The sequence below is a fragment of the Mycobacterium sp. RTGN5 genome (assembly GCF_033804465.1).
In the GTDB taxonomy this organism is placed as follows: domain Bacteria; phylum Actinomycetota; class Actinomycetes; order Mycobacteriales; family Mycobacteriaceae; genus Mycobacterium.
Genome location: NZ_JAPZLA010000009.1, coordinates 15,096 through 39,388, shown reverse-complemented (window position 1 = coordinate 39,388; position 24,293 = coordinate 15,096). Strand labels below are relative to the sequence as shown.

Annotated in this window: 3 protein-coding genes; 2 read left to right on the top strand and 1 reads right to left on the bottom strand. The window is 65.4% G+C overall.

The window, feature by feature from the left end; translation table 11 throughout:
* The first annotated feature begins 8 nt into the window (after positions 1-8).
* Positions 9-4,574 carry a non-ribosomal peptide synthetase gene (locus SLQ31_RS28250; protein ID WP_319437501.1) on the top strand — a complete coding sequence of 1,522 codons (4,566 nt, stop codon included), beginning with the start codon at positions 9-11 and terminating at the stop codon, positions 4,572-4,574.
* Complete coding sequence (locus SLQ31_RS28245; RefSeq protein ID WP_319437500.1) at positions 4,561-23,316, top strand: non-ribosomal peptide synthase/polyketide synthase; 18,756 nt, start codon at positions 4,561-4,563, stop codon at positions 23,314-23,316. The genes SLQ31_RS28250 and SLQ31_RS28245 overlap by 14 nt, the downstream gene beginning before the upstream one ends.
* Here the strand turns inward: SLQ31_RS28245 and SLQ31_RS28240 are convergent.
* Positions 23,313-24,263, bottom strand: a complete 951-nt coding sequence (locus SLQ31_RS28240; RefSeq protein ID WP_319437499.1) for a metal-dependent hydrolase — start codon at positions 24,261-24,263, stop codon at positions 23,313-23,315. The genes SLQ31_RS28245 and SLQ31_RS28240 overlap by 4 nt on opposite strands.
* Positions 24,264-24,293 lie beyond the last annotated feature (30 nt).

The following is a 24,293-nucleotide window of genomic DNA, read 5'->3' as shown; positions in this document are numbered from 1 at the left end:
GAGTTTTGATGGAGTTCAACGAGGATGCGCTTCCTCTGACGCGCGCGCAGCTGGATATCTGGCTGGCACAGGAGACGGGTCAGGCCGGTACCGACTGGCAGCTCGGCATGCTGTTGAAAGTCGAGGGCGCGCTGGAACGCGACGCCTTCGAGTGGGCACTGCACCGTGCGACGCGTGAAGCCGAACCGGTGCGGGCCGCGTTCTTCGAAGAGGACGGCCAGGTTTTCCAGCGGGTGATCGACTACCCGGAGATCGAGCTGGACTTCCATGACTTCACCGGGTCGAGCGACCCGGCGCGCGACGTGCAGGAGGCGGCGCTGTCGATCCAGCGCACGCCCATGGCGTTCACGGGTCCGCTGTTCAAATACGCCCTATTTGAGACCGGGCCCGCAGAATTCTACATATTCGGGTGTTTCCACCACATCGTCATTGACGGTGCCGGAATTTGGCTGCTCGTTAATCGCGTCGCGTCCATCTACTCGGCCACCATTTCCGGGGATCTCATTCCGCCGGCGTTCTTCGGTTCATTGCGCGACTTGCTTGAATGCGAATCGGAATACGAACAGTCCAGCGATTATCGCGAAGATGAGGCCTATTGGACGGCGAACCTTCCTGCCGAAAGCGGACCGGCCAACACCCGTTCGCCGGAAGCCTCCGACGAACCTGATGCGGGTTGGCGTTCGGTGCCGGTTCCGCTGGACCCGGCAGTGCTGCGGCGAGTCGACGAGCTGGCCCACGACTGGGACATCCCCCGCACGTCGGTGATCGCCGCGGCGAGCGCACTGCTGGTTCGCGGGCGCTGCGCTGAGGGCGCCGAAGTGGTATTCGACTTCCCGGTCAGCAGGCGAATCCGTCCGGAGCTGAAAACACTGCCAGGGATGGCTGCCGGTTTGGTGCCGCTGGTTGTGCGCACTCCGGCGGAGTCTTCGGTACGCGAATTCTGCACGCAGGTCGACACGCGAATCTCCGAAGCCGTGCAACATCAGCGGTTCCCGGTGCACGCGCTCGAACGCGGCGCGCACACCGCGGACCGGATCGTCATCAACTTCTTCCCGGCGGCATTCACGTTGGACTTCGGCGGTGCCCCGGCATCGGCGAACATGACCGACTCCGGTCTCGCGGGCAGCACTGGGTTTACCTTTTCCGGGCTTGGCGACGAGCTTTTCCTGAGCACGCTGGGGACAGGTCATCTGTTCGCGGATTGGGATGCCGCCGAGGTAACCAGGCGCCTGCTTCAGGTGTTGGTGGCGATGACTGCTGATCCGGCGCGGCGGTTGTCGTCGATTGAGGTGCTTGATGCTGCGGAGCGGGATTGTCTTGGGGTGTGGGGCAATCGGGCGGTGCTCGCGGAGCCGTTGAGTGCGGCGGTGTCGATTCCGGCGTTGTTTGCTGAGCAGGTGGCTCGGGTTCCGGATGCGGTGGCGCTGCGTTGCGGTGAGCAGTCGTGGTCGTATCGGGAGTTGGACGAGGCGTCGAGTCGGTTGGCTCATGTGTTGGCGGCGCAGGGTGCGGGGCCTGGGCGGCGGGTGGCGTTGTTGTTGCCGCGTTCGGGTGAGGCGATTGTGGCGATCCTGGCGGTGTTGAAAACTGGGGCGGCCTATGTTGCGGTCGATCCGGCGGTGCCGGAGGCGCGGATGCAGTTTGTGCTCGATGATGCTGCGCCGGTGGCTGCGATCACGACGGCTGAGTTGCGGTCGCGCCTTGATGGGCGGGATCTTCTGGTTGTTGATTTCGACGATCCGGCTGTTGCGGGTCAGCCCAGTACGGTATTGCCGGGGCCGGGGCCAGACGATATCGCGTACATCATTTACACCTCGGGTACTACGGGAACGCCTAAGGGTGTGGCGATTCCGCACCAGAATGTGACTCGCCTGTTGGAGGCGCTGGCCACTGATATGGAACTGGCGGAGCAGGTTTGGACGCAGTGCCATTCGCTGGCTTTTGATTTCTCGGTGTGGGAGATCTGGGGCGGCTTGCTCTTTGGCGGCCGGGTGGTGGTGGTTCCCGACGCGGTGGTCCGATCGCCGGAAGATTTCTACGCGTTGTTGGTCTCTGAACGGGTTGATGTGCTGTCTCAGACGCCGTCGGCTTTTTATGCGTTGCAGAGCGTCGATGTGTCCTCGGCTGATCCGGCGGGGCAGCTTGCGCTCAAAGCTGTGGTGTTCGGTGGCGAAGCCCTTGAGCCGCACCGTATTCGGGCTTGGTTGCAGAATCATCCGGGGTCGCCGCGGATGATCAATATGTATGGCATCACCGAGACGACTGTGCATGCGTCGTTCCGGGAGATTGTTGAAGTGGATGCCGATAAGGCCGTTAGCCCGATTGGGCGTCCGCTGGCCAATCTGGGTTTCTTTGTGCTCGACGGTTGGTTGCAGCCGGTTCCTGCGGGTGTGGTGGGCGAGTTGTATGTGGCCGGGTCGGGGTTGGCTTACGGCTATGTGGGCCGGGCGGGGTTGTCTGGAACACGGTTCGTGGCATGCCCGTTCGGGGCGCCGGGGGCGCGGATGTATCGCACGGGTGACTTGGTGCGCTGGAGTGCCGATGGGCAGCTCGAGTACGTGGGGCGTGCTGATGAGCAGGTCAAGATCCGTGGTTATCGCATCGAGCTCGGCGAAATCCAGGCTGCGTTGCGTGAATTGGATGGTGTCGAGCAGGCGGTGGTGATCGCCCGTGAGGATCGTGCCGGTGATAAGCGTTTGGTGGCCTATATCTGCGGGTCTGCTGATCCGGTGAGTGCGCGTGCGGCCGTGGCTGAGCGGTTGCCGGTGTATATGGTTCCTTCTGCGGTGGTCTCGATCGAGGCGTTGCCGCTGACGGTGAACGGCAAGCTCGATACCAAGGCCCTGCCGGCGCCGGAGTATCAGGATGTCGATTCCTATCGCGCTCCCAGTGACGCGGTCGAGGAGATCCTGGCCGGGATCTACGCTCAGGTCCTTGGGCTGGAACGGGTCGGCACAGACGAGTCATTCTTCGAACTGGGTGGCGACAGCATCCTGTCGATGCAGGTCGTGGCTCGGGCGCGGGCCGCGGGCGTATTATGCCGTCCGCGTGATGTTTTCGTCGAGCAGACGGTGGCCCGACTGGCCCAAGTGGCCAAGGTGACCGACGCAGACAGCGACCTTTCTGGCGACGGCGTCGGCCCGGTGATCGCCACCCCGATCATCCGCTGGCTCGAGAGCCTGGAAGCTGCGGGCAGCCCGGTTGCCCACTTCAATCAGACCGTGGTGGTACAGGCACCCGTGGGCACCACCGAAGCCGATGTGCTGGTGATGCTGCAGCTGTTGCTGGACCAGCACGCCATGTTGCGGGTGCGGGTCGACCGCGACGATGCCGGTCGCTGGTCGCTTGAGGTGCCCGAAGCCGGGTCAATAGATGCCCGTTCGCGCCTGCACACCGTCGACGTGCTCACCGACGACGCGGTATTGCACGCCGGAACGCAGTTGAACCCAGCCGCCGGCGTCATGCTGAGCGCGGTGTGGGTGACCTCTACGCGTCGGTTGGTGGCGATCATCCACCATCTGGCGATCGATGGGGTGTCGTGGCGAATCCTCTTGGAGGACCTCAATTTCGCCTGGGTCCAGCACCGTGCCGGTCAACAGGCGATGCTGCCCGAGCCAGGAACGTCGTTCGCCAGGTGGGCGTCGCTGCTTGACGAACACGCGCGCCGCCCCGATGTCGTGGCGGAGACCGACGTATGGCGGCAGATCGCGGCAACGCCTGCCGCATTGCCAGAGGTGGATCCCTTCGTCGACACATTGGTGACTGCCGGGAACCTCGCGGCAGTTCTCGATATCGAGACCACTCAGATACTGCTCGGCGAGGTGCCTGCGGCATTCCATGCCGGTGTGCACGACATCCTCCTGATCGCATTTGCCTTGGCCACAACGGAATTCCTGGGCACCGGTGAGGCGCCGATCTCCATCGATGTCGAGGGACATGGGCGCGACGAGGAGCTGGTGGCCGCCCAAGGCGACTCAGTCGACCTGTCACGCACAGTGGGCTGGTTCACCGCCAAATATCCGGTGGCGCTAGACGTCGGCGGACTGAGCTGGGCGCAGGTGGTGGCGGGCGATGCGAAGCTGGGCGCGGTCATCAAGGCCGCGAAGGAACAGCTGCGGAACCTCCCCGAAGGCCTGAACTACGGGGCCTTGCGCTACGTGAACACAGAGATCGATTTGGACGGATCCGATCCGGTGATCGGGTTCAACTACCTGGGGCGTCAGGGTGCGACGTCGGCCGAAACATCCGGTGACGCATGGCAGATCGCCTGGGACGGCTTGGCCAATATCAGCCCGAGCGTGAAACCGCCGATACCGCTGATGCACACCTTGGAACTCAATGCCGGCACGATGGACACCGATGCCGGGCCCTGCTTGTCCGCAGCGTGGACGTGGGCGCCGTCGGCGCTGAATCAAGCGCAGGTTAACCGCCTGAGCCAGTTGTGGTTTGACGCACTGACCGGTATTTGTGCGCATGTGCAAAGCGGTGGGGGCGGGCTGACACCGTCGGATATCGCGGCCCCTCTGACCCAGGAGCAGATCGACGAGCTTCAGCGGCAGTATGCGGATAGCTGATGTTCTGCCGCTGACTCCGCTGCAGCAGGGGTTGTTGTTCCACGCCAGTGCGGCTCTGGGTGGCGACGACGTATACGCGGTGCAGCTGTATGTCAGTTTGACTGGTCCGCTGGATCAGGAGAGGTTGCACGCGGCGGTGCAGGCGGTGGTCGCCCGGCATCCCAATCTCGCGGCCCGGTTCTCCCAGCAGTACGCCGAGCCGGTGCAGATCATCCTCGCCGAGCCTGTGGTGCCCTGGCAGTATGTCGAACTCGATGGCGAAGAGCAGATCGCGCAGGTGTGCGCGGCTGAGCGTATTGCGGTGTGTGAGTTGGCCAGTGAGCCGGCGTTCCGGGCGGCGTTGATCAAAACCGGGACCGATGAGTACCGGTTTGTGTTGACCAACCATCACATCGTGTTGGACGGGTGGTCGCTGCCGATCCTGCTTGGCGAGGTGTTCGCGAGCTATTACGGACAGCGATTGCCTCCCGCCGCGCCGTATCGGCGGTTCGTCAGTTGGTTGGCCGGCCGTGATCTCGATGCCGCCAGGGCGGCGTGGGGGCAGGTGCTGGCCGGTTTCGATACCCCGACGTTGGTCGGGCCCGCGGGCCGGGTGCCGGCCGGCCGCGACGTCGCGTCGTTCCAGATATCCGAGGACACCACGCGGGCGTTGGGTGAGTTGGCGCGGTCGTGTCACACGACGATGAGCACGGTGCTGCAGGGCGCCTACGCGCAGGTGCTGATGTCGCTGACCGGTCAGCGTGACGTCGTCTTCGGGACCACGGTGTCGGGTCGGCCCGACGAGGTGTTGGGTTCGGACTCGATGGTGGGTCTGCTGATCAACACGGTGCCGGTCCGGGCCAGTGCCACGGCTTCGACCACGACTGCCGATCTGCTCGACCAGCTGCAGAGCGATCACGCCCAGACACTGGATCATCAGCACCTGGCGCTCAACGAGATTCACCGGGTAACCGGTCAGGACAACCTATTCGACACGTTCTTCGTCTACGAGAACTACCCGATCGATGCAGCCACATTGTCGGGCACCGACGGGTTGGCCGTCACCAACTTCGCGCACCACGAATACAACCACTACCCCGTTGCGATACAGGCCATCCCCGGTGACGAACTGACACTGCGCGTCGAATACGGCACCGATGTGTTCGACGCCGCCGGCATCGAAACACTGATCGAGCGATTCACCCGGGTGTTGGTGGCGATGACTGCTGATCCGGCGCGGCGGTTGTCGTCGATTGAGGTGCTTGATGCTGCGGAGCGGGATTGTCTTGGGGTGTGGGGCAATCGGGCGGTGCTCGCGGAGCCGTTGAGTGCGGCGGTGTCGATTCCGGCGTTGTTTGCTGAGCAGGTGGCTCGGGTTCCGGATGCGGTGGCGCTGCGTTGCGGTGAGCAGTCGTGGTCGTATCGGGAGTTGGACGAGGCGTCGAGTCGGTTGGCTCATGTGTTGGCGGCGCAGGGTGCGGGGCCTGGGCGGCGGGTGGCGTTGTTGTTGCCGCGTTCGGGTGAGGCGATTGTGGCGATCCTGGCGGTGTTGAAAACTGGGGCGGCCTATGTTGCGGTCGATCCGGCGGTGCCGGAGGCGCGGATGCAGTTTGTGCTCGATGATGCTGCGCCGGTGGCTGCGATCACGACGGCTGAGTTGCGGTCGCGCCTTGATGGGCGGGATCTTCTGGTTGTTGATTTCGACGATCCGGCTGTTGCGGGTCAGCCCAGTACGGTATTGCCGGGGCCGGGGCCAGACGATATCGCGTACATCATTTACACCTCGGGTACTACGGGAACGCCTAAGGGTGTGGCGATTCCGCACCAGAATGTGACTCGCCTGTTGGAGGCGCTGGCCACTGATATGGAACTGGCGGAGCAGGTTTGGACGCAGTGCCATTCGCTGGCTTTTGATTTCTCGGTGTGGGAGATCTGGGGCGGCTTGCTCTTTGGCGGCCGGGTGGTGGTGGTTCCCGACGCGGTGGTCCGATCGCCGGAAGATTTCTACGCGTTGTTGGTCTCTGAACGGGTTGATGTGCTGTCTCAGACGCCGTCGGCTTTTTATGCGTTGCAGAGCGTCGATGTGTCCTCGGCTGATCCGGCGGGGCAGCTTGCGCTCAAAGCTGTGGTGTTCGGTGGCGAAGCCCTTGAGCCGCACCGTATTCGGGCTTGGTTGCAGAATCATCCGGGGTCGCCGCGGATGATCAATATGTATGGCATCACCGAGACGACTGTGCATGCGTCGTTCCGGGAGATTGTTGAAGTGGATGCCGATAAGGCCGTTAGCCCGATTGGGCGTCCGCTGGCCAATCTGGGTTTCTTTGTGCTCGACGGTTGGTTGCAGCCGGTTCCTGCGGGTGTGGTGGGCGAGTTGTATGTGGCCGGGTCGGGGTTGGCTTACGGCTATGTGGGCCGGGCGGGGTTGTCTGGAACACGGTTCGTGGCATGCCCGTTCGGGGCGCCGGGGGCGCGGATGTATCGCACGGGTGACTTGGTGCGCTGGAGTGCCGATGGGCAGCTCGAGTACGTGGGGCGTGCTGATGAGCAGGTCAAGATCCGTGGTTATCGCATCGAGCTCGGCGAAATCCAGGCTGCGTTGCGTGAATTGGATGGTGTCGAGCAGGCGGTGGTGATCGCCCGTGAGGATCGTGCCGGTGATAAGCGTTTGGTGGCCTATATCTGCGGGTCTGCTGATCCGGTGAGTGCGCGTGCGGCCGTGGCTGAGCGGTTGCCGGTGTATATGGTTCCTTCTGCGGTGGTCTCGATCGAGGCGTTGCCGCTGACGGTGAACGGCAAGCTCGATACCAAGGCCCTGCCGGCGCCGGAGTATCAGGATGTCGATTCCTATCGCGCTCCCAGTGACGCGGTCGAGGAGATCCTGGCCGGGATCTACGCTCAGGTCCTTGGGCTGGAACGGGTCGGCACAGACGACTCGTTCTTCAAGCTGGGTGGGGATTCGCTATCGGCGATGCGCCTGATTGGTGCGGTCAATACGCAGCTGAATACTCGCCTTTCGGTGCGAGCGGTGTTCGAAGCGCCCACGGTCGCCCAACTGGCGGCGATGGTCGGTGGCGGCGGCGGTGCGCCGGAGCGGGCGGCCGAAGAGGCTCCCGAGGCTCCCGCGGCGCCAGCTGTCGTCGCCAAGAGTAGTTCGACGGTCCCCAGCGGCCCCATGCAGATTGCAGATGTGCTGCCGCTGACGCCGTTGCAGCAGGGGTTGTTGTTCCACGCCCGTGTGGCGGCGAGCCAAGACGATGCATATGCGGTGCAGCTGTATGTGAGTTTGAGCGGTCCGCTGGATCAGGAGAGGTTGCACGCGGCGTTGCAGGCGGTGGTGGTCCGGCATCCCAATTTGGCTGCGCGGTTCCCCCAACGATTTGCCGAGCCGGTACAGGTTATTCCGGCTGATCCGGTGGTGCGTTGGCAGTATTTTGAGCTCGACGGCGGCGCTGTCGAGGCACAGATCGCGCAGGTGTGCGCGGCTGAGCGTATTGCGGTGTGCGAGTTGGCCAGTGAGCCGGCGTTCCGGGCGGCGTTGATCAAGACCGGGACCGATGAGTACCGGTTTGTGTTGACCAACCATCACATCGTGTTGGACGGGTGGTCGCTGCCGATCCTGCTTGGCGAGGTGTTCGCGAGCTATTACGGTCAGCGATTGCCTCCGGCCGCGCCGTATCGGCGGTTCGTCAGTTGGTTGGCCGGCCGTGATCTCGATGCCGCCCGTGCGGCGTGGGGGCAGGTGCTGGCCGGTTTCGAGACGCCGACGTTGGTGGGTGCCGCGGGCCGGGTGCCGGCCGGCCGCGATGTCGCCTCGTTCCAGATATCCGAGGACACCACGCGGGCGTTGGGTGAGTTGGCGCGGTCGTGTCACACGACGATGAGCACGGTGCTGCAGGGCGCCTACGCGCAGGTGTTGATGTCGCTGACGGGTCAGCGTGATGTGGCGTTCGGGACCACGGTGTCGGGGCGGCCCGACGAGGTGTTGGGTTCGGACTCGATGGTGGGTCTGTTGATCAACACGGTGCCGGTCCGGGCCAGTGCCACGGCTTCGACCACGACTGCCGATCTGTTGGGTCAGTTGCAGAGCGATCACGCCCAGACACTGGATCATCAGCACCTGGCGCTCAACGAGATTCACCGGGTAACCGGTCAGGATCACCTGTTCGACACGTTCTTCGTCTACGAGAACTATCCGATCGACGCCGCGAAGTTGCCGAGCACGGACGGGTTGGCCGTCACCAACTTCGCGCACCACGAATACAACCACTATCCGCTTTCGCTTCAAGCAATTCCCGGCGACGAACTGACACTGCGCGTCGAATACGGCACCGATGTGTTCGACGCCGCCGGCATCGAAACACTGATCGAGCGGCTCAAGCGCGTCCTAGCAGCCATGATCGCCGACGCCACCGCGCCGTTGGCCTCGATGGACCTGCTCGATGTGAGCGAGCACGCCCAGCTGGATCAATGGAGCAACCGGGCTGTGCTGTTCCAGCCGGCGCCGGTGGCCCCCTCGATTCCGGCGTTGTTCGCCGCCCAGGTCGCGCGTGACCCCGACGCGACGGCCTTGAGTTTCGGGGCCCGCTCGCTGTCGTATCGCGAGTTGGACGAGGCCACCAACCGGTTCGCACACCTGCTGGCGGGCAAGGGGATTGGGCCGGGTCAGCGGGTGGTGCTGTTGTTGCCGCGGTCGGCTGAGGCGATCGTATCGATTCTGGCGGTGCTCAAGACCGGGGCGGCGTACGTGCCGATCGACCCGGCCGCGCCGTCGGCGCGGATGCAGTTGGTGCTCGACGATGCCGCGCCGGTGGCCGCGATCACCGACTCCACGTTGGCCGAGCGGCTGTCCGGCGCGAATCTACGCGTCATCGACGTGAACGACTCTGCTGTCGCCGGTCAACCCAGCACCGCACTGGCCGGGCCTGCGCCCGATGACATCGCCTACGTGATCTACACCTCGGGCACCACCGGCGTCCCCAAAGGTGTTGCCATCACCCACCGCAACGTTGCTCAGCTGATCGACTCGCTACTGGCGACATCGCTTCCGCCACGCCGGGTGTGGTCTCAGTGCCGGTCCTACGGCTTCGACGTGTCGGTCCAGGAGATCTTCGGCGCACTGCTGGGTGGCGGGCGGCTGGTGGTGGTGCCCGAATCGGTATCCCGCGCACCGGAAGAGCTCCAGGCCGTACTGGCCGCCGAACACGTCAGCGTGTTCAGTACCACCCCATCCGAAGTGGGAATGCTGTCACCCGAGGTGCTGGAATCGGTGGCACTGATCATCGGCGCTGAGCCCTGCCCGACCGAGCTGATGGATCAGTGGGCGCCCGGGCGCGTCATGATCAACGCCTACGGTCCCACCGAGACGACCGTCGATGTGGCCCTGAGTGCGCCGCTGGCAGCGGGATCCGGGGCGGTGCCGATCGGACCGCCGATTTCCGGGGCGGCGTTGTTTGTGCTCGATAGTTGGTTGCGGCCGGTCGCGCCCGGCGTCGTCGGCGAGTTGTATGTCGCCGGACACGGCGTTGGCGTTGGATATCTGGATCGCGCCGGCTTGACCGGATCACGTTTCGTAGCATGCCCGTTCGGCGGTTCCGGGGCGCGGATGTATCGCACCGGTGACCTGGCGCGGTGGGGTACCGACGGCCAGCTGCGGTATGTGGGTCGCGCCGACGAGCAGGTGAAGATCCGCGGGTACCGCATCGAACTCGGCGAAGTCCAAGCCGTATTGGCCGGGGTGCGCGGCGTCGAACAGGCGGTCGTGATCGCCCGCGAGGACCGCCCTGGGGACAAGCGACTCGTCGGATACGTCACCGGGGCTTCGGCTGATCTCCAACCCGCCGCGTTGCGCACGGCAGTGGCAGAACGCTTGCCGGAGTATATGGTTCCGGCCGCGGTCGTGGTGATCGATGCGGTGCCGTTGACGGTCAACGGAAAACTCGACCGCCGAGCCCTTCCGGCACCGGAGTTCTCGGACATGCGCTACCGCGCTCCGACCACCGTGGTCGAGGAGGTTCTGTCCGACATCTACGTCAAGGTGCTCGGGGTGAAACGGGTTGGCCTGGACGACTCGTTTTTCAACCTTGGCGGTGATTCGCTGTCGGCGATGCGCCTGATCGCCGCGGTCAATACCGGTCTGAACACCCGGCTTTCGGTGCGGGCGCTGTTCGAGGCACCTACCGTCGCCCAGTTGGCGGCGCTGGTCGGCGGAGACCAGGCTCGGACGGAGTCGATCGCCACCGAGCCAGCCGCGTCAAAGCCTGTCGTCGCCAAAGTCAGCTCGCCGGGCGCAGGCGGCCCGATGCGGATGGCTGATGTGCTGCCGCTGACGCCGTTGCAGCAGGGGCTGTTGTTCCACGCCAGCGCAGCTCTGGGTGGCGACGATGTGTATGCGGTGCAGCTGTATGTGAGTCTGAGCGGTCCGCTGGACCAGGCGAGACTGGATGCCGCGGTGCAGGCGGTGGTCGCCCGGCATCCCAACCTCGCGGCCCGGTTCTCCCAACGATTTGCCGAGCCGGTGCAGGTCATTCCGGCTGATCCGGTGGTGCCCTGGCAGTATTTCGAGCTCGACGGCGGCGCTGTCGAGGCACAGATCGCGCAGGTGTGCGCGGCTGAGCGTATTGCGGTGTGCGAGTTGGCCAGTGAGCCGGCGTTCAGGGCGGCGTTGATCAAAACCGGGACCGATCAGTACCGGTTTGTGTTGACCAACCATCACATCGTGTTGGACGGGTGGTCGCTGCCGATCCTGCTGGGCGAAGTGTTCGCCACGTATTACGGACAGCGGCTGCCGCCGCCCCCGCCCTACCGCCGGTTCGTCACCTGGCTGACCGGCCGCGACCCCGATGCCGCTCGTGCGGCGTGGGGTCGGGTGCTGGCTGGTTTCGACACGCCGACGTTGGTGGGTGCCGCGGGCCGGGCGAGCCTGGGACAGCGCGACGTCGTCTCGTTCGCCGTGTCCGAACAGATGACTCGGGCGCTGGGTGAGTTGGCCCGCTCATGTCACACGACGGTCAGCACGGTGTTGCAGGGTGCCTATGCGCGGGTGTTGATGTCGCTGACCGGCCAGCGTGATGTGGCGTTCGGCACGACGGTGTCGGGGCGGCCCGACGAGGTGTTGGGTTCGGACTCGATGGTGGGTCTGCTGATCAACACGGTGCCGGTGCGGGCCAGGATCTCCACGGCGACAACGACTGCCGATTTGCTCGATCAGTTGCAGAACGATCACGCCCAGACACTGGATCATCAGCATCTGGCCCTCAGCGAGATTCACCGGGTGACCGGTCAGGATCATCTTTTCGACACGTTCTTCGTCTACGAGAACTATCCAATCGATGCCGCGAAGCTGTCGGGCACCGACGGGTTGGTGGTCACCAACTTCGCGCACCGCGAGTACAACCATTATCCCATCGCGATGCAGGCCATGCCGGGCGACGAACTGACCCTGCGCGTCGAATATGACACCGACATGTTCGCCGCCGCCGATGTCGTAGCGCTGGTGGAGCGCCTCAAGCGAGTCTTGGCGGCCATGATCGCCGACCCGGCTCGTCCGCTGTCATCGTTCGACGTCCTTGATGACGCCGAGCACACCGAGCTGGAGCAGTGGAGCAACCGGGCTGTGTTGGCCCAGCCGGCGCCGATGGCCCCCTCGATTCCGGCGTTGTTCGCCGCCCAGGTCGCGCGTGTTCCTGAGGCGTTGGCGCTCACCTGGGAAGGGCGATCCTGGACTTACCGCGAGCTGGATGAGGCCACCAACCGGTTTGCGCATTTGTTGGCGGGCAAGGGGATTGGGCCGGGTCAGCGGGTGGCGTTGTTGTTGCCGCGGTCGGCTGAGGCGATCGTATCGATTCTGGCGGTGCTCAAGACCGGGGCGGCGTACGTGCCGATCGACCCGGCGGCGCCGTCGGCCCGGATGCAGTTGGTGCTCGACGATGCCGCGCCGGTGGCCGCGATCACCAACCCGGAGTTGGCCGAGCGGCTTACGGGTGCGAACCTGCGCGTCATCGACCCGAACGACTCTGCTGTCGCCGGTCAACCCAGCACCGCACTGGCCGGGCCCGCACCCGATGGCATCGCGTACCTGATCTACACCTCGGGCACCACGGGTATCCCCAAAGGTGTTGCCATCACGCACCAGAACGTGACGCAGCTGCTGGCTGCCATGGATGTCACCATCGATATGGCGGAGCAGGTGTGGTCGCTGTGGCATTCCCTGGCCTTCGACGTCTCGGTCTGCGAGATGTGGGGCGCGCTGCTGTACGGCGGGCGGTTGGTGGTGGTCCCCGAGTCGGTGGCGCGGGCGCCTGAGGAGTTCCATGCCCTGCTGGCTGCCGAACAGGTCACCGTCCTGTCCCAGACCCCGTCAGCCTTCTACGCACTGCAAACCGCGGACGCGCTGCAGCCCGAACTCGCACGCCAGCTGAAGCTGAACGCGGTGATATTCGCCGGTGAAGCGCTTGAGCCACAACGTCTTCGGGCTTGGCTGGACAGCCACCCCGGCTCGCCGCGCCTGCTCAACCTGTACGGCACCACCGAGACCACGGTGCACGCGTCGTTCCGGGAGATCGTCTATACAGACACGGACACCGATGTCAGCCCGGTCGGTGGGCCACTGGCAGACCTGGCGTTCTTCGTACTGGACCAGTGGTTGCGTCCGGCACCTGCCGGCGTGGTCGGTGACTTGTATGTGGCCGGGCCGCAGGCCGGTCTTGGCTATTGGCGGCGACCGGGGTTGTCGTCGTCGCGCTTCGTCGCCTGCCCGTTCGGGGCGCCGGGGATGCGCATGTATCGCACCGGCGATTTGGTGTGGTGGGGCGCCGATGGCGAGCTGCGGTATGTGGGTCGCGCCGACGAGCAGGTCAAGATCCGTGGGTACCGGATCGAACTCGGTGAGGTTCGCGCCGTGCTCGCTGAGGTGGAGGGAGTTGCGCAGGCGGTCGTGATCGCCCGCGAGGACCGCCCCGGCGAGAAGCGACTGGTGGGCTACGTCACCGCAGCGTCGGATGCCCTTGAACCCGCTGTGCTGCGCGCCGCGTTGGCCGAACGGCTGCCGGAGTACATGGTTCCGGCGGCGATCCTGGTGATCGACGAACTGCCCTTGACGGTCAACGGCAAACTCGACCGCAGGGCCCTGCCTGCACCGGAATTCGCCGACACCGACTCCTATCGGGCGCCGGCCACCGCAGTCGAGGAAATCCTGGTTGGCATCTACGCCAGGATCCTCGGGTTGAGTCGTGTCGGCGTGGACGACTCGTTCTTCGAGCTTGGTGGGGATTCGCTGTCGGCGATGCGCCTGATCGCCGCGGTCAATACCGGCTTGAATACTCACCTTTCGGTGCGCACCCTGTTCGAGGTGCCTTCGGTCGCACAACTGGCGCCGCGCATCGGTGGCGATGACGATCGGGCGAAGCCGTTGAGGCCCATGGAGCGCCCCTCGGTCATCCCGCTGTCGTTCTCGCAGAACCGGTTATGGTTCCTCGACCAGTTGCAGGGCCCATCACCGACCTACAACATGGCGGTGGGCCTGCGGCTGACCGGGCCGCTCAATACCCAGGCGCTGGGTACGGCGCTGGCCGACGTGGTGGGCCGTCATGAGAGCCTGCGCACGATGTTCGCCGCGCCCGACGGAATACCTCGACAGGTGGTGGTGCCCGCCGAGGATGCCGACTTTGGGTGGGACGTCATCGACGCGGGCGGCTGGTCACAAGTCCAGCTGGATGAGGCTGTCGGCGCCGTCGCACTGCACTCGTTCGACCTGGCCGCCGAGATTCCCATGCGGGCCAAGCTGTTCCGCGTCAGCGCCGACGACCACGTCGTGGTGGCCGTGGCACACCACATCGCTGCCGACGGCTTGTCGATGGGCCCGATGGTGAACGACCTGGGCGTGGCGTATGTCTGCCGAAGCGCGGGGCTGGACCCGGCTTGGGCCGAATTGCCGGTCCAATACGTCGATTACACGCTGTGGCAGCGTGCGCAGTTCGGTGATCTGAACGACGGCAACAGTCTGATCGCTGCACAGCTGGAGTACTGGCAAGATGCCTTGGCGGGCATGCCTGAACGGTTGCAGTTGCCGACTGACCGGCCGTATCCGGCGGTGGCAGACCAGTGCGGCGCCACCGTCGGGTGGCAATGGCCCGTCGAGCTGCAGCAGCGGATCGCTGCGGTGGCCCTCGAGCACAATGCGACCAGTTTCATGTTGGTTCAGGCCGCGCTCTCCCTGCTGCTAGGCAAGATGAGCGCGAGTTCCGATGTGGCGGTCGGTTTCCCGATCGGTGGGCGCAACGACCCCGCGCTGGACGGCTTGGTGGGCTTCTTCGTCAATACCTTGGTGTTGCGCGTCGACATCGGCGATGACCCCACTGTTGCCGACCTCCTGGCTCAGGTGCGCACACGCAGTCTGGCCGCCTACGAGCACCAAGACGTGCCCTTCGAAGTCGTCGTCGAGCGGATCAACCCCACTCGATCGCTCAACCACCATCCGTTGGTCCAGGTGATGCTGGCCTGGCAGAACCTGCCCGGCGAGACCAGCGAAGACATTGCGCTGGCGTTGGGGGACCTGCAGGTCGCCCAGCTCCCGCTCGACACGCACACCGCCCGGGTGGATCTCGCATTCTCGTTGACCGAACGCTGGACCCGCGCCGGCGAGCCGACCGGGATCGGCGGCATGGTCGAATTCCGCACCGACGTCTTCGACGCGGCCACTATCGAGACGTTGGTCGGGCGGCTGGAGCGGGTGTTGGTGGCGATGACCGCCGACCCGGCCCAGCGGGTGTCGTCGATCGACGTGCTCGACCCCTCCGAGCGCGCGCGACTCGACACGATCGGCAACCGTGCAGTGCTGACGGAGTCTGTACCAGCGGCCTCGTCGGTGCCGGAGTTGTTCGCCGCGCAGGTGATTCGTGCCCCGCAGGCCGTCGCATTGACCTCAGGCAACGTGTCGATGAGCTACCAGGAGCTCGACGACGCGGCGGACCGCTACGCGGGCGTGCTGTCCAGCCGCGGTGTCCGTGCCGGCGATTGTCTGGCGCTGCTGCTGGACCGGTCGGCCGAGGCGGTCGTCGTCATGCTGGCTGCGCTCAAAGTCGGGGCGGCGTACCTCGCGATCGATCCCGCGCTGCCCGAGTCCCGCATCGAGTTCATGCTCGCTGATGCCGCGCCGGTCGCCGTCGTCACGACCACCGCTCTGCGGTCGCGGCTGCATGGCCACGATGTCGCGGTCATCGATGTGGGTGATCTAGCCGATGCGCCGGCTCAAGGCCAACCCAGCGTGGCAGTTTCCACGTCCGACCCGGACAATATCGCGTACCTCATCTACACGTCGGGCACGACCGGCACCCCCAAAGGCGTTGCGCTGTCCCAGCGTAACCTCGCGCACCTGGCGGCGTCGGCTCATCCGGCTCTGCCGGCCGACCAGGTGTGGACGCAATGCCACTCGTATGCGTTCGACTTCTCGGTGTGGGAGATCTGGGCCGCGCTGCTCGGTGGTGGCCGGCTGCTGGTGGTGCCCGACGCGGTAGTCCGCTCACCGGACGACTTCCACGCGCTGTTGGTCAGCGAACACGTCAACGTGCTCACCCAAACGCCGTCGGCGGTGGCCGCACTGAGCCCGCAGGGGCTGGAGTCGGTGGCGCTGCTGCTCGGCGGTGAGGCGTGTCCGCCCGAGGTGGTCGAGCAGTGGGCGCCCGGCCGGGTGGTCGTCAACGCCTACGGCCCCACCGAGGTGACGGTGTACGCGTCGATGAGCGCGCCCCTGACAGTGGGGGCAGAGGTTCCGATCGGCGCGCCGCCGCCGACCGTCGCGTTGTTCGTTCTCGACGAGCGGCTACAACCGGTGCCGGAGGGCGTGGTCGGCGAGTTGTACGTGGCCGGCCGCGGCGTTGGCGTCGGATACATCGGCCGGACCGGCTTGACGGCGTCACGATTCGTGCCCTGCCCGTTCGGCGCGCCCGGCGCTCGGATGTATCGCACAGGAGACCTGGTGCGCTGGCGAGCCGATGGACAGCTGCAATACCTGGGGCGTGCCGACGAGCAGGTCAAGATCCGCGGGTACCGCATCGAACCCGGCGAGATCCAGGCCGTGCTCGCCGGGCTCGACGGGGTCGACCAGGCGGTGGTGATCGCCCGCGAAGATCGTCCCGGTGACCCGCGCCTTGTCGGCTATTTCACCGGCACAGCGGATCCGGTCAAGATCCGCGTCGCGCTGGCCGAAAAGCTACCGGCCTACATGGTGCCGGCCGCGGTGCTGGAGTTGTCAGCGCTACCACTGACGGTCAGCGGCAAGCTGGACCGACGGGCACTGCCGGCGCCGGACTACCAGGACACGGAAAATTACCGTGCCCCAAGCACTCCCACCGAGGAGATCCTGGCCGGAATCTTCGCCCAGTTGCTGGGCACCGATCGGGTCGGGGTGGACGACTCGTTCTTCGACCTCGGCGGGGATTCACTGTCGGCGATGCGCCTGGTATCGGCGATCAACAACAGCCTGGGTTCCGGTCTCGCGGTGCGTGCGCTGTTCGAGACGCCCACGGTTGCTCAACTGGCGCCCCGCGTCACCGGGGACGAAACCCGTTCCGAGCCACTGGTGGCCGTCCCGCGCCCCGACGTCGTGCCGCTGTCGTTCGCCCAGAACCGGCTGTGGATCGTCGACCAGCTCCAGGGGCCGTCCCCGATCTACAACCTGCCGGTCGCGTTGCGGCTGCACGGGCAGGTGGACGCCGACGCATTGGGTGCTGCGCTGGCCGATGTGGTGGACCACCAGGAGAGCCTGCGCACACGGTTCCCCGCGGTCGAAGGCGTGCCTGCGCAACTCATTGTTTCCACCGATGTTGCCGACTTCGGCTGGGAGGTCATCGATGCCACCAGCTGGTCAGCCGCCGAATTGATGGACGCCGTCGAAGCGGCGACGCGCTACACGTTTGACCTGGCGACCGAAATTCCGATGCAGGCAAGGCTTTTCCGCGTTACCGGTGACGAACATGTACTGGTGGCCGTGGTGCACCATATCGCCGCCGACGGCTGGTCCATTGCACCGCTGGTGCGGGATCTGGGCGCCGCCTATGCCAGCCGGTCGGCCGGCGAGGCTCCCGGGTGGCCGGACCTGGCGGTGCAGTACGTCGACTACACGCTGTGGCAGCGGTCGCGGCTGGGTGATCTGACCGACGCCGACAGCCGCATTTCCGCGGAACTGGCTTATTGGGAAGATGCTCTGGCCGGGATGCCCGAGCAGGTGCAGCTGCCTACCGACCGACCCTATCCGATGGTCGCCGACTACCGCGGCGCCCGGCTGGAGGTCGACTGGCCTGCCGAATTGCAGCAGCAGGTTTCCCGGGTGGCCCGCGAACACAACGCGACCAACTTCATGGTGATTCAGACCGCACTCGCGGTGCTGCTGTCGAACCTGAGCGCCAACAACGATGTGGCGGTGGGCTTCCCGATCGCAGGCCGTGGTGACATCGCGCTCGATGAGCTCGTCGGTTTCTTCGTCAACACCCTGGTGTTGCGTGTCGACCTGACCGGAAATCCCACCTTCGCCGATCTGCTGGCGCAGGTGCGCCGGCGGAGCCTGGCCGCCTACGAGCATCAGGACGTGCCGTTCGAGGTGCTGGTGGAGCGGCTCAAGCCGACGCGCAGCATGGCTCATCATCCGCTGGTCCAGGTGGTGTTGGCGTGGCAGAACTTTGGCTGGCAGGCCGGCGATGCCGCCGGGTTGTCTCTTGGCGACCTGCAGGTCGAGCCGATGGCGGTGGATACCGAGACTGCTCGCATGGACCTCACGTTCAACCTGGCTGAACGGTGGAACGAGGCTGGCGATCCCGCCGGGATCGGTGGCGGTGTCGAATTCCGCACCGACGTATTCGATGCCGCGACCATCCAGAACCTGGTCGACCGGTTACAACGGGTGCTGACGGAAATGACCGCCGACCCCACTTCGCCGATGTCGGCGCTGGATGTTCTGGATGCCGCCGAGCACGCTCGCCTCGACCAGGTCGGCAACCGCGCGGTACTGACCCAGTCGGTGGGTACCCCGGAAACGATCGCGTCGATGTTCGCCACGCAGGCGGCGCGCACCCCCGACGCGTCTGCGGTCACCTTCGAGGGCGTGTCGATGACGTACCGCGCGCTGGATGAGGCGGCCAGTCGCGCGGCGCACGTATTGGCCAGTCGCGGAGCGGGTCCCGGACAACGGGTGGCGCTGCTGTTGCCGCGCTCAGCCGAGGCGATCGTGGCGATGGTGGCGGTGGTCAAGACCGGAGCCACCTACGTGCCGATCGATCCATCGGTGCCTGAGGCGCGGCGGCAATTCGTGCTCGGCGACGCCAAGCCCGTCGCCGCCGTCACCACCGCGGAACTGGCTGAATTGCTTGAGGGACAAGGCCTCTCGGTCATCGATGCGAGCGACCTGATCGATCCGGCCGTCGATACCGGGGCCGAGCTGCCGGAGCCGCGCGCGGATGATGTCGCGTACATCATCTACACCTCCGGAACGACGGGAACGCCCAAGGGCGTGGCGATTCCGCACCGCAACGTGATTCGCCTGCTGCAGACGTTGGACGCCGACATGGACATGGCGGGGCTGGCTTGGTCGCAATGCCATTCGCTGGCCTTTGATTTCTCGGTGTGGGAGATCTGGGGGGCGCTGCTCTATGGCGGCCGGGTGGTCGTGGTACCCGACGCGGTGGTGCGTTCGCCCGAGGATCTGCACGCCTTGCTGGTCTCCGAGCAGGTCGGTGTTCTGAGCCAAACCCCTTCGGCGTTCTACGCGTTGCAGACTGCTGACGCCGCGCATCCCGAGCTGGGCGCACAGTTGAAACTCGAGGCCGTGGTGTTCGGTGGGGAAGCGCTTGAACCACAACGGATGCGGTCGTGGCTGGAGAACCATCCTCCTGGCACGCCGCGGCTGATCAACATGTACGGCATCACGGAGACGACGGTGCACGCCTCGTTCCGGGAGATCGTCGCTGACGACGTGGACAGCGCCGTCAGCCCGATCGGCGTGCCGCTCGGTCATCTCGGCTTCTTCGTCCTCGACACCCTGCTGAGGCCGGTACCGACGGGCGTCGTTGGCGAGCTGTACGTGGCCGGCGCCGGGGTCGCCGACGGCTACATCGGCAGGGCGGAGCTGTCGTCGACCCGATTCGTGGCGTGTCCGTTCGGGGAGCCGGGAGCGCGCATGTACCGCACCGGCGATCTGATGGCGTGGGGCGCCGACGGCGAGCTGCGCTACATGGGGCGCTCCGACGAGCAGGTGAAGATCCGCGGCTACCGGATCGAACTCGGCGAAATCCAAGCAGCACTCAGCGAATTGGCGGGTGTCGATCAGGCGGTGGTGATCGCCCGCGAAGATCGCGCCGGTGACAAGCGCCTGGTCGGGTATGTGACCGGCGAGGTGGACCCGGCTGCCGCGCGTACCGCACTGGGTGATCGGCTGCCGTCGTACATGGTCCCCTCCGCCGTGGTGGTCATCGCTGCGCTGCCGCTCACGGTCAACGGCAAACTGGACACCAAGGCGCTGCCGGCACCGGACTATCAGGACGTCGATTCCTACCGTGCGCCATCGGATGCGGTGGAGGAGATCCTGGCGGGCATCTACGCCCAGGTCCTCGGGCTCGAGCGGGTCGGCGTCGATGAATCGTTCTTCGAACTCGGCGGCGACAGCATTCTGTCGATGCAGGTGGTCGCCCGGGCGCGCGCCGCGGGAGTGCTCTGCCGGCCGCGTGACATCTTCGTCGAACAGACGGTGGCCGGACTGGCCAGGGTCGCAACGCTTTCCGACGGCGAAAACGATGTCGTCGACGAAGGCGTCGGCCCGCTGCTGGCCACCCCCATCATCCGGTGGCTGCACGACGTCGCGGGCCCGGTTGATCAGTTCAACCAGACTGTGCTGATCCAGGCGCCGGTCGGGGTGACCGAGGACGACGTGCTGGTGGTGCTTCAAGCCATTCTGGACCGGCATGCGATGTTGCGGTTGAGGGTTGCCGCCCAAGAAGAGGAAACCGGCGCCGGGGGCTGGTCGCTGTCCGTGCCCGAGCCCGGATCGGTGGACGCCCGCACCTGCCTGCACACCGTCGACGTGTTGTCTGAGGAGACGGTCACCAAGGCCCGGTCCAGATTGAATCCGGCGTCCGGTGCGATGGTGAGCGCCCTGTGGGCGGCTCCCACCGGGCAGCTGCTGATGATCGCGCATCACCTGGCCGTCGACGGTGTCTCGTGGCGAATCTTGTTGGAGGACTTCAATCTCGCCTGGGCGCAGCTGCACGGTCGCCAGCCGGTCGAACTGCCGCCATCGCGGACATCCTTCGCCCGGTGGGCATCGGCGTTGGCCGAGCATGCGTACCAGCCGGAGGTCGTCGAGCAGGCGGCACACTGGCGACGGATCACAGCGATTCCCGCGCCGCTGCCCGCGGTGCAACCGATGATCGACACGTATGCCAACGCCGGCAGTCTGTCGGTGGAGCTCGACTCCGAGACCACCAGGATGCTGCTCGGCGAAGTGCCTGCGGCGTTCCATGCCGGGATCAACGACATCCTGCTGATCGCGTTCGGGTTGGCACTGACCGAATACCTGGGCACGGCGGGTTCGCCCGTCGTGATCGACGCGGAGGGGCATGGGCGCCAAGAAGAGGTCGCCGATGTCGACTTGTCGCGCACGGTCGGCTGGTTCACCACCAAGTACCCGGTATCGCTGGCGGTGGGTGGGCTGGACTGGGATCAGGTGCTGGTCGGCGACCCGGAGTTGGGGCCCGTCATCAAGGATGCCAAGGAGCAACTCCGCGCGCTGCCGGATGGTTTGACCTACGGGTTGCTGCGCTACCTGAACAACGATGTCGACCTGGCCGGCGCCGACCCGGCTATCGGATTCAACTATCTGGGCCGCATGAGTGGCGGCGGCGGCCAGATGTCCGGCGACTTCTGGGAGATCCGCGAGGACGGCTATAAGGTGACCGGCCCCGCGGCGGCGGTTCCGATGCCGCTGATGCACACCGTCGAACTCAATGCGGGCACCGTGGAAACCCTTGACGGACCACGCCTTCGCGCCGGCTGGACCTGGGCGCTGTCGGCGCTTGACCATGCGCAGGTCACCCGGCTGTCCGGACTGTGGTTCGACGCTCTGGCCGGTATCTGCGCCCATGTGCACGGCGGCGGTGGGGGATTGACGCCGTCGGATATCGCGCCCGCCCGATTGACTCAGCAGCAGATCGACGAATTGTGCCAGACCCACGAGGTCGCCGACATCCTTCCGTTGACTCCCCTGCAGCAGGGATTGCTGTTCCACGCCAACGTCGCTCACAGTTCTGGCGACGATGTGTACGCCGTGCAGATGGGCGTCACGTTGAGCGGGCGGCTCGACCGGTACCGGCTGCAGGAGGCCGTACAGGCGGCCGTTCAGCGGCATCCGAACCTGGCGGCGCGGTTCTGCGAGGTGGCAGGCGGGCAGGAGCCGATCCAGGTCATTCCGGCTGATCCCGTGGTGCCGTGGCAATATGTCGACCTCACCCGAGCGGCCGCGGACCGCGATGAGCGAATCACGCGGTTGTGCGTCGATGAGCGCGTTGCGGTCTGTGATCTGGCCGAACAGACGGCCTTCCGGGCGGCGTTGATCCGTATCGCCCCGGACCAGCACCGGCTCGTGCTGACCAATCACCACATTCTGCTCGATGGCTGGTCGCTGACCGTGCTGTTGCAGGAAGTGTTCGCCGGCTACTACGGGCAGCGGCTGCCCGCGGCCGTGCCCTATCGCAGGTTCATCAGCTGGCTGGCCGAACGCGATGCGGCCGCGGCTCGGTCGGCCTGGCGAGAGGCGCTGTCCGGCTTCGACACCCCGACTTTGGTGGGCCCGCCAGACCTGGAGGTGGGACCGCGAAACGTTACCTCGCTTCGGGTTTCGGCGGAGACCACGCTGGCACTGAACGAGCTGGCCCGTACGCACCACACCACCGTTAGTACAGTCCTGCAGGCTGCGTGGACGCAGCTACTGATGGCGATGACCGGTCAGCGTGATATCGCCTTCGGTGTCGTGGTCGCGGGTCGACCGGCCGACATGGCCGGTGCGGATTCGATGGTGGGCCTGCTGATCAACACCGTGCCGATGCGGGCGACTATTTCGGCTGACACCTCCGTCGCCGCCCTGCTCGATCAGCTGCAGAACAGCCGAAGCCGCACATTCGAATACGAGTACCTGGGGCTCAACGAGATTCACCACGTCGCCGGTCAGGCACGGCTGTTCGACACCGTATTCGTCTACGAGAACTACCCCACTGACACGTCATTGCTGTCTGGCGCGGACGGGCTGAGGGTCGACGACGTCGCCAGTCGCGATTACTACCACTACCCGCTCACGGTCCAGGCGATTCCGGGTCCTGAATTAGACCTTCGTATCCAATATCGAACGGATGTGTTCGACGACAACAGCATTCACCAGCTGATCGAGCAACTCGAGCGGACACTGGTGACCATGGCGGCCGATCCTGGCCGGCCGCTGGTGGTAGACCGTTGGGATAACCGGCCGTCGCATGTTCTGTCAACGCCCGAACGCCGCGATTACCAGGCCCCGGCCTCGGACATCGAACAGATTCTCTGCGGCATCTACGCCCAGGTGCTGGATGTGGAATGCGTCGGAGTGGACGACTCGTTCTTCGATCTCGGTGGGGATTCACTGTCGGCCATGCGCGCCGTCGCTGCGATCAACTCCGCGCTTGACGTCCAGGTGACGTTGCCCGCCTTGTTCACCACGCCGACGGTGCGCGAGTTGAGCCAGCGGGTGGCGCGCTAGCCCTGCGACGTTTGATTGCCTGCGGTGTACCAGCGGGTGACGTCGTAGCCGGCCTCATAGCGGGCAAGCCAATCCACGGCGAAGCGGGGGAGTTTCTGTTTCGCGGGATTGTGGCCGGGCAATTGGCTGCGCACCACCCCGAGTGCGGCGGCCGCCTGCTCTCGGAGCGGAATGTGCGAATAGAGTCGTTGGAGCGGGCCGTCGTCGGGCAGGGCGAAGAATCGACGCCCCTGCAAGGACGGAAACCTCTTGATGAGTGCGACTTTCCACAACTCGCTGCCGAATATCGATGTGGCGTCGACTCTTCGCTCCTCGAGCGGGATGCGTGTGTTGAAGCTGCTGGCGGTCTTCACCATCAGCGCCTCGCCGTGTCGGAAGACTGCCGGCGCTATCCGCATGCGGTACCACGGGTCGGCGACGACGGCGTCGTAGATGATCGACGCTGAGCTGCGGTGCTCGATTTCTTCGACGAAATGCCACAGGAACAATGAGGCCACTCGATCGTCGCCGGGCGCGAACAAGGTGTCGGCGTTGTTCAGCATCATGGTGAACGTCGGTGTGAAGGTTGCCTCGAGGTCGGCGATATACGCCAACCGATACTTCACCGGCATGGTGGCGGTCAGCTCGTCGTACACCGCCATCACCTCATCGAGGGTTTCTTGTAGCGCTGGATAGGCTTTGATCAGGCCCTTCGCGTGCTGGCGGTGCGCCATGCTGTGCTGGCCCTCCTGGCGGACGAATGCCAGGGCTTCCTCGGCGACCTGCGGGTCGGTGATCGTGGGCAACACCTCGTGGACCGTCGCGCTGATCATCTTCTCGATGGCGAGAAACAGGAAGGACAGCATGTTGGTCGCGCAGGAGAACGCCGGATCGGATGGATTCCAGTTGAAGGGAACGGGATAGTCGGCGAAGCCAAAGCGCATCTTTCGCACTTGCAGATCCGTCACCTGAATTGCACCTCGCCTTCTCGAGCCTGC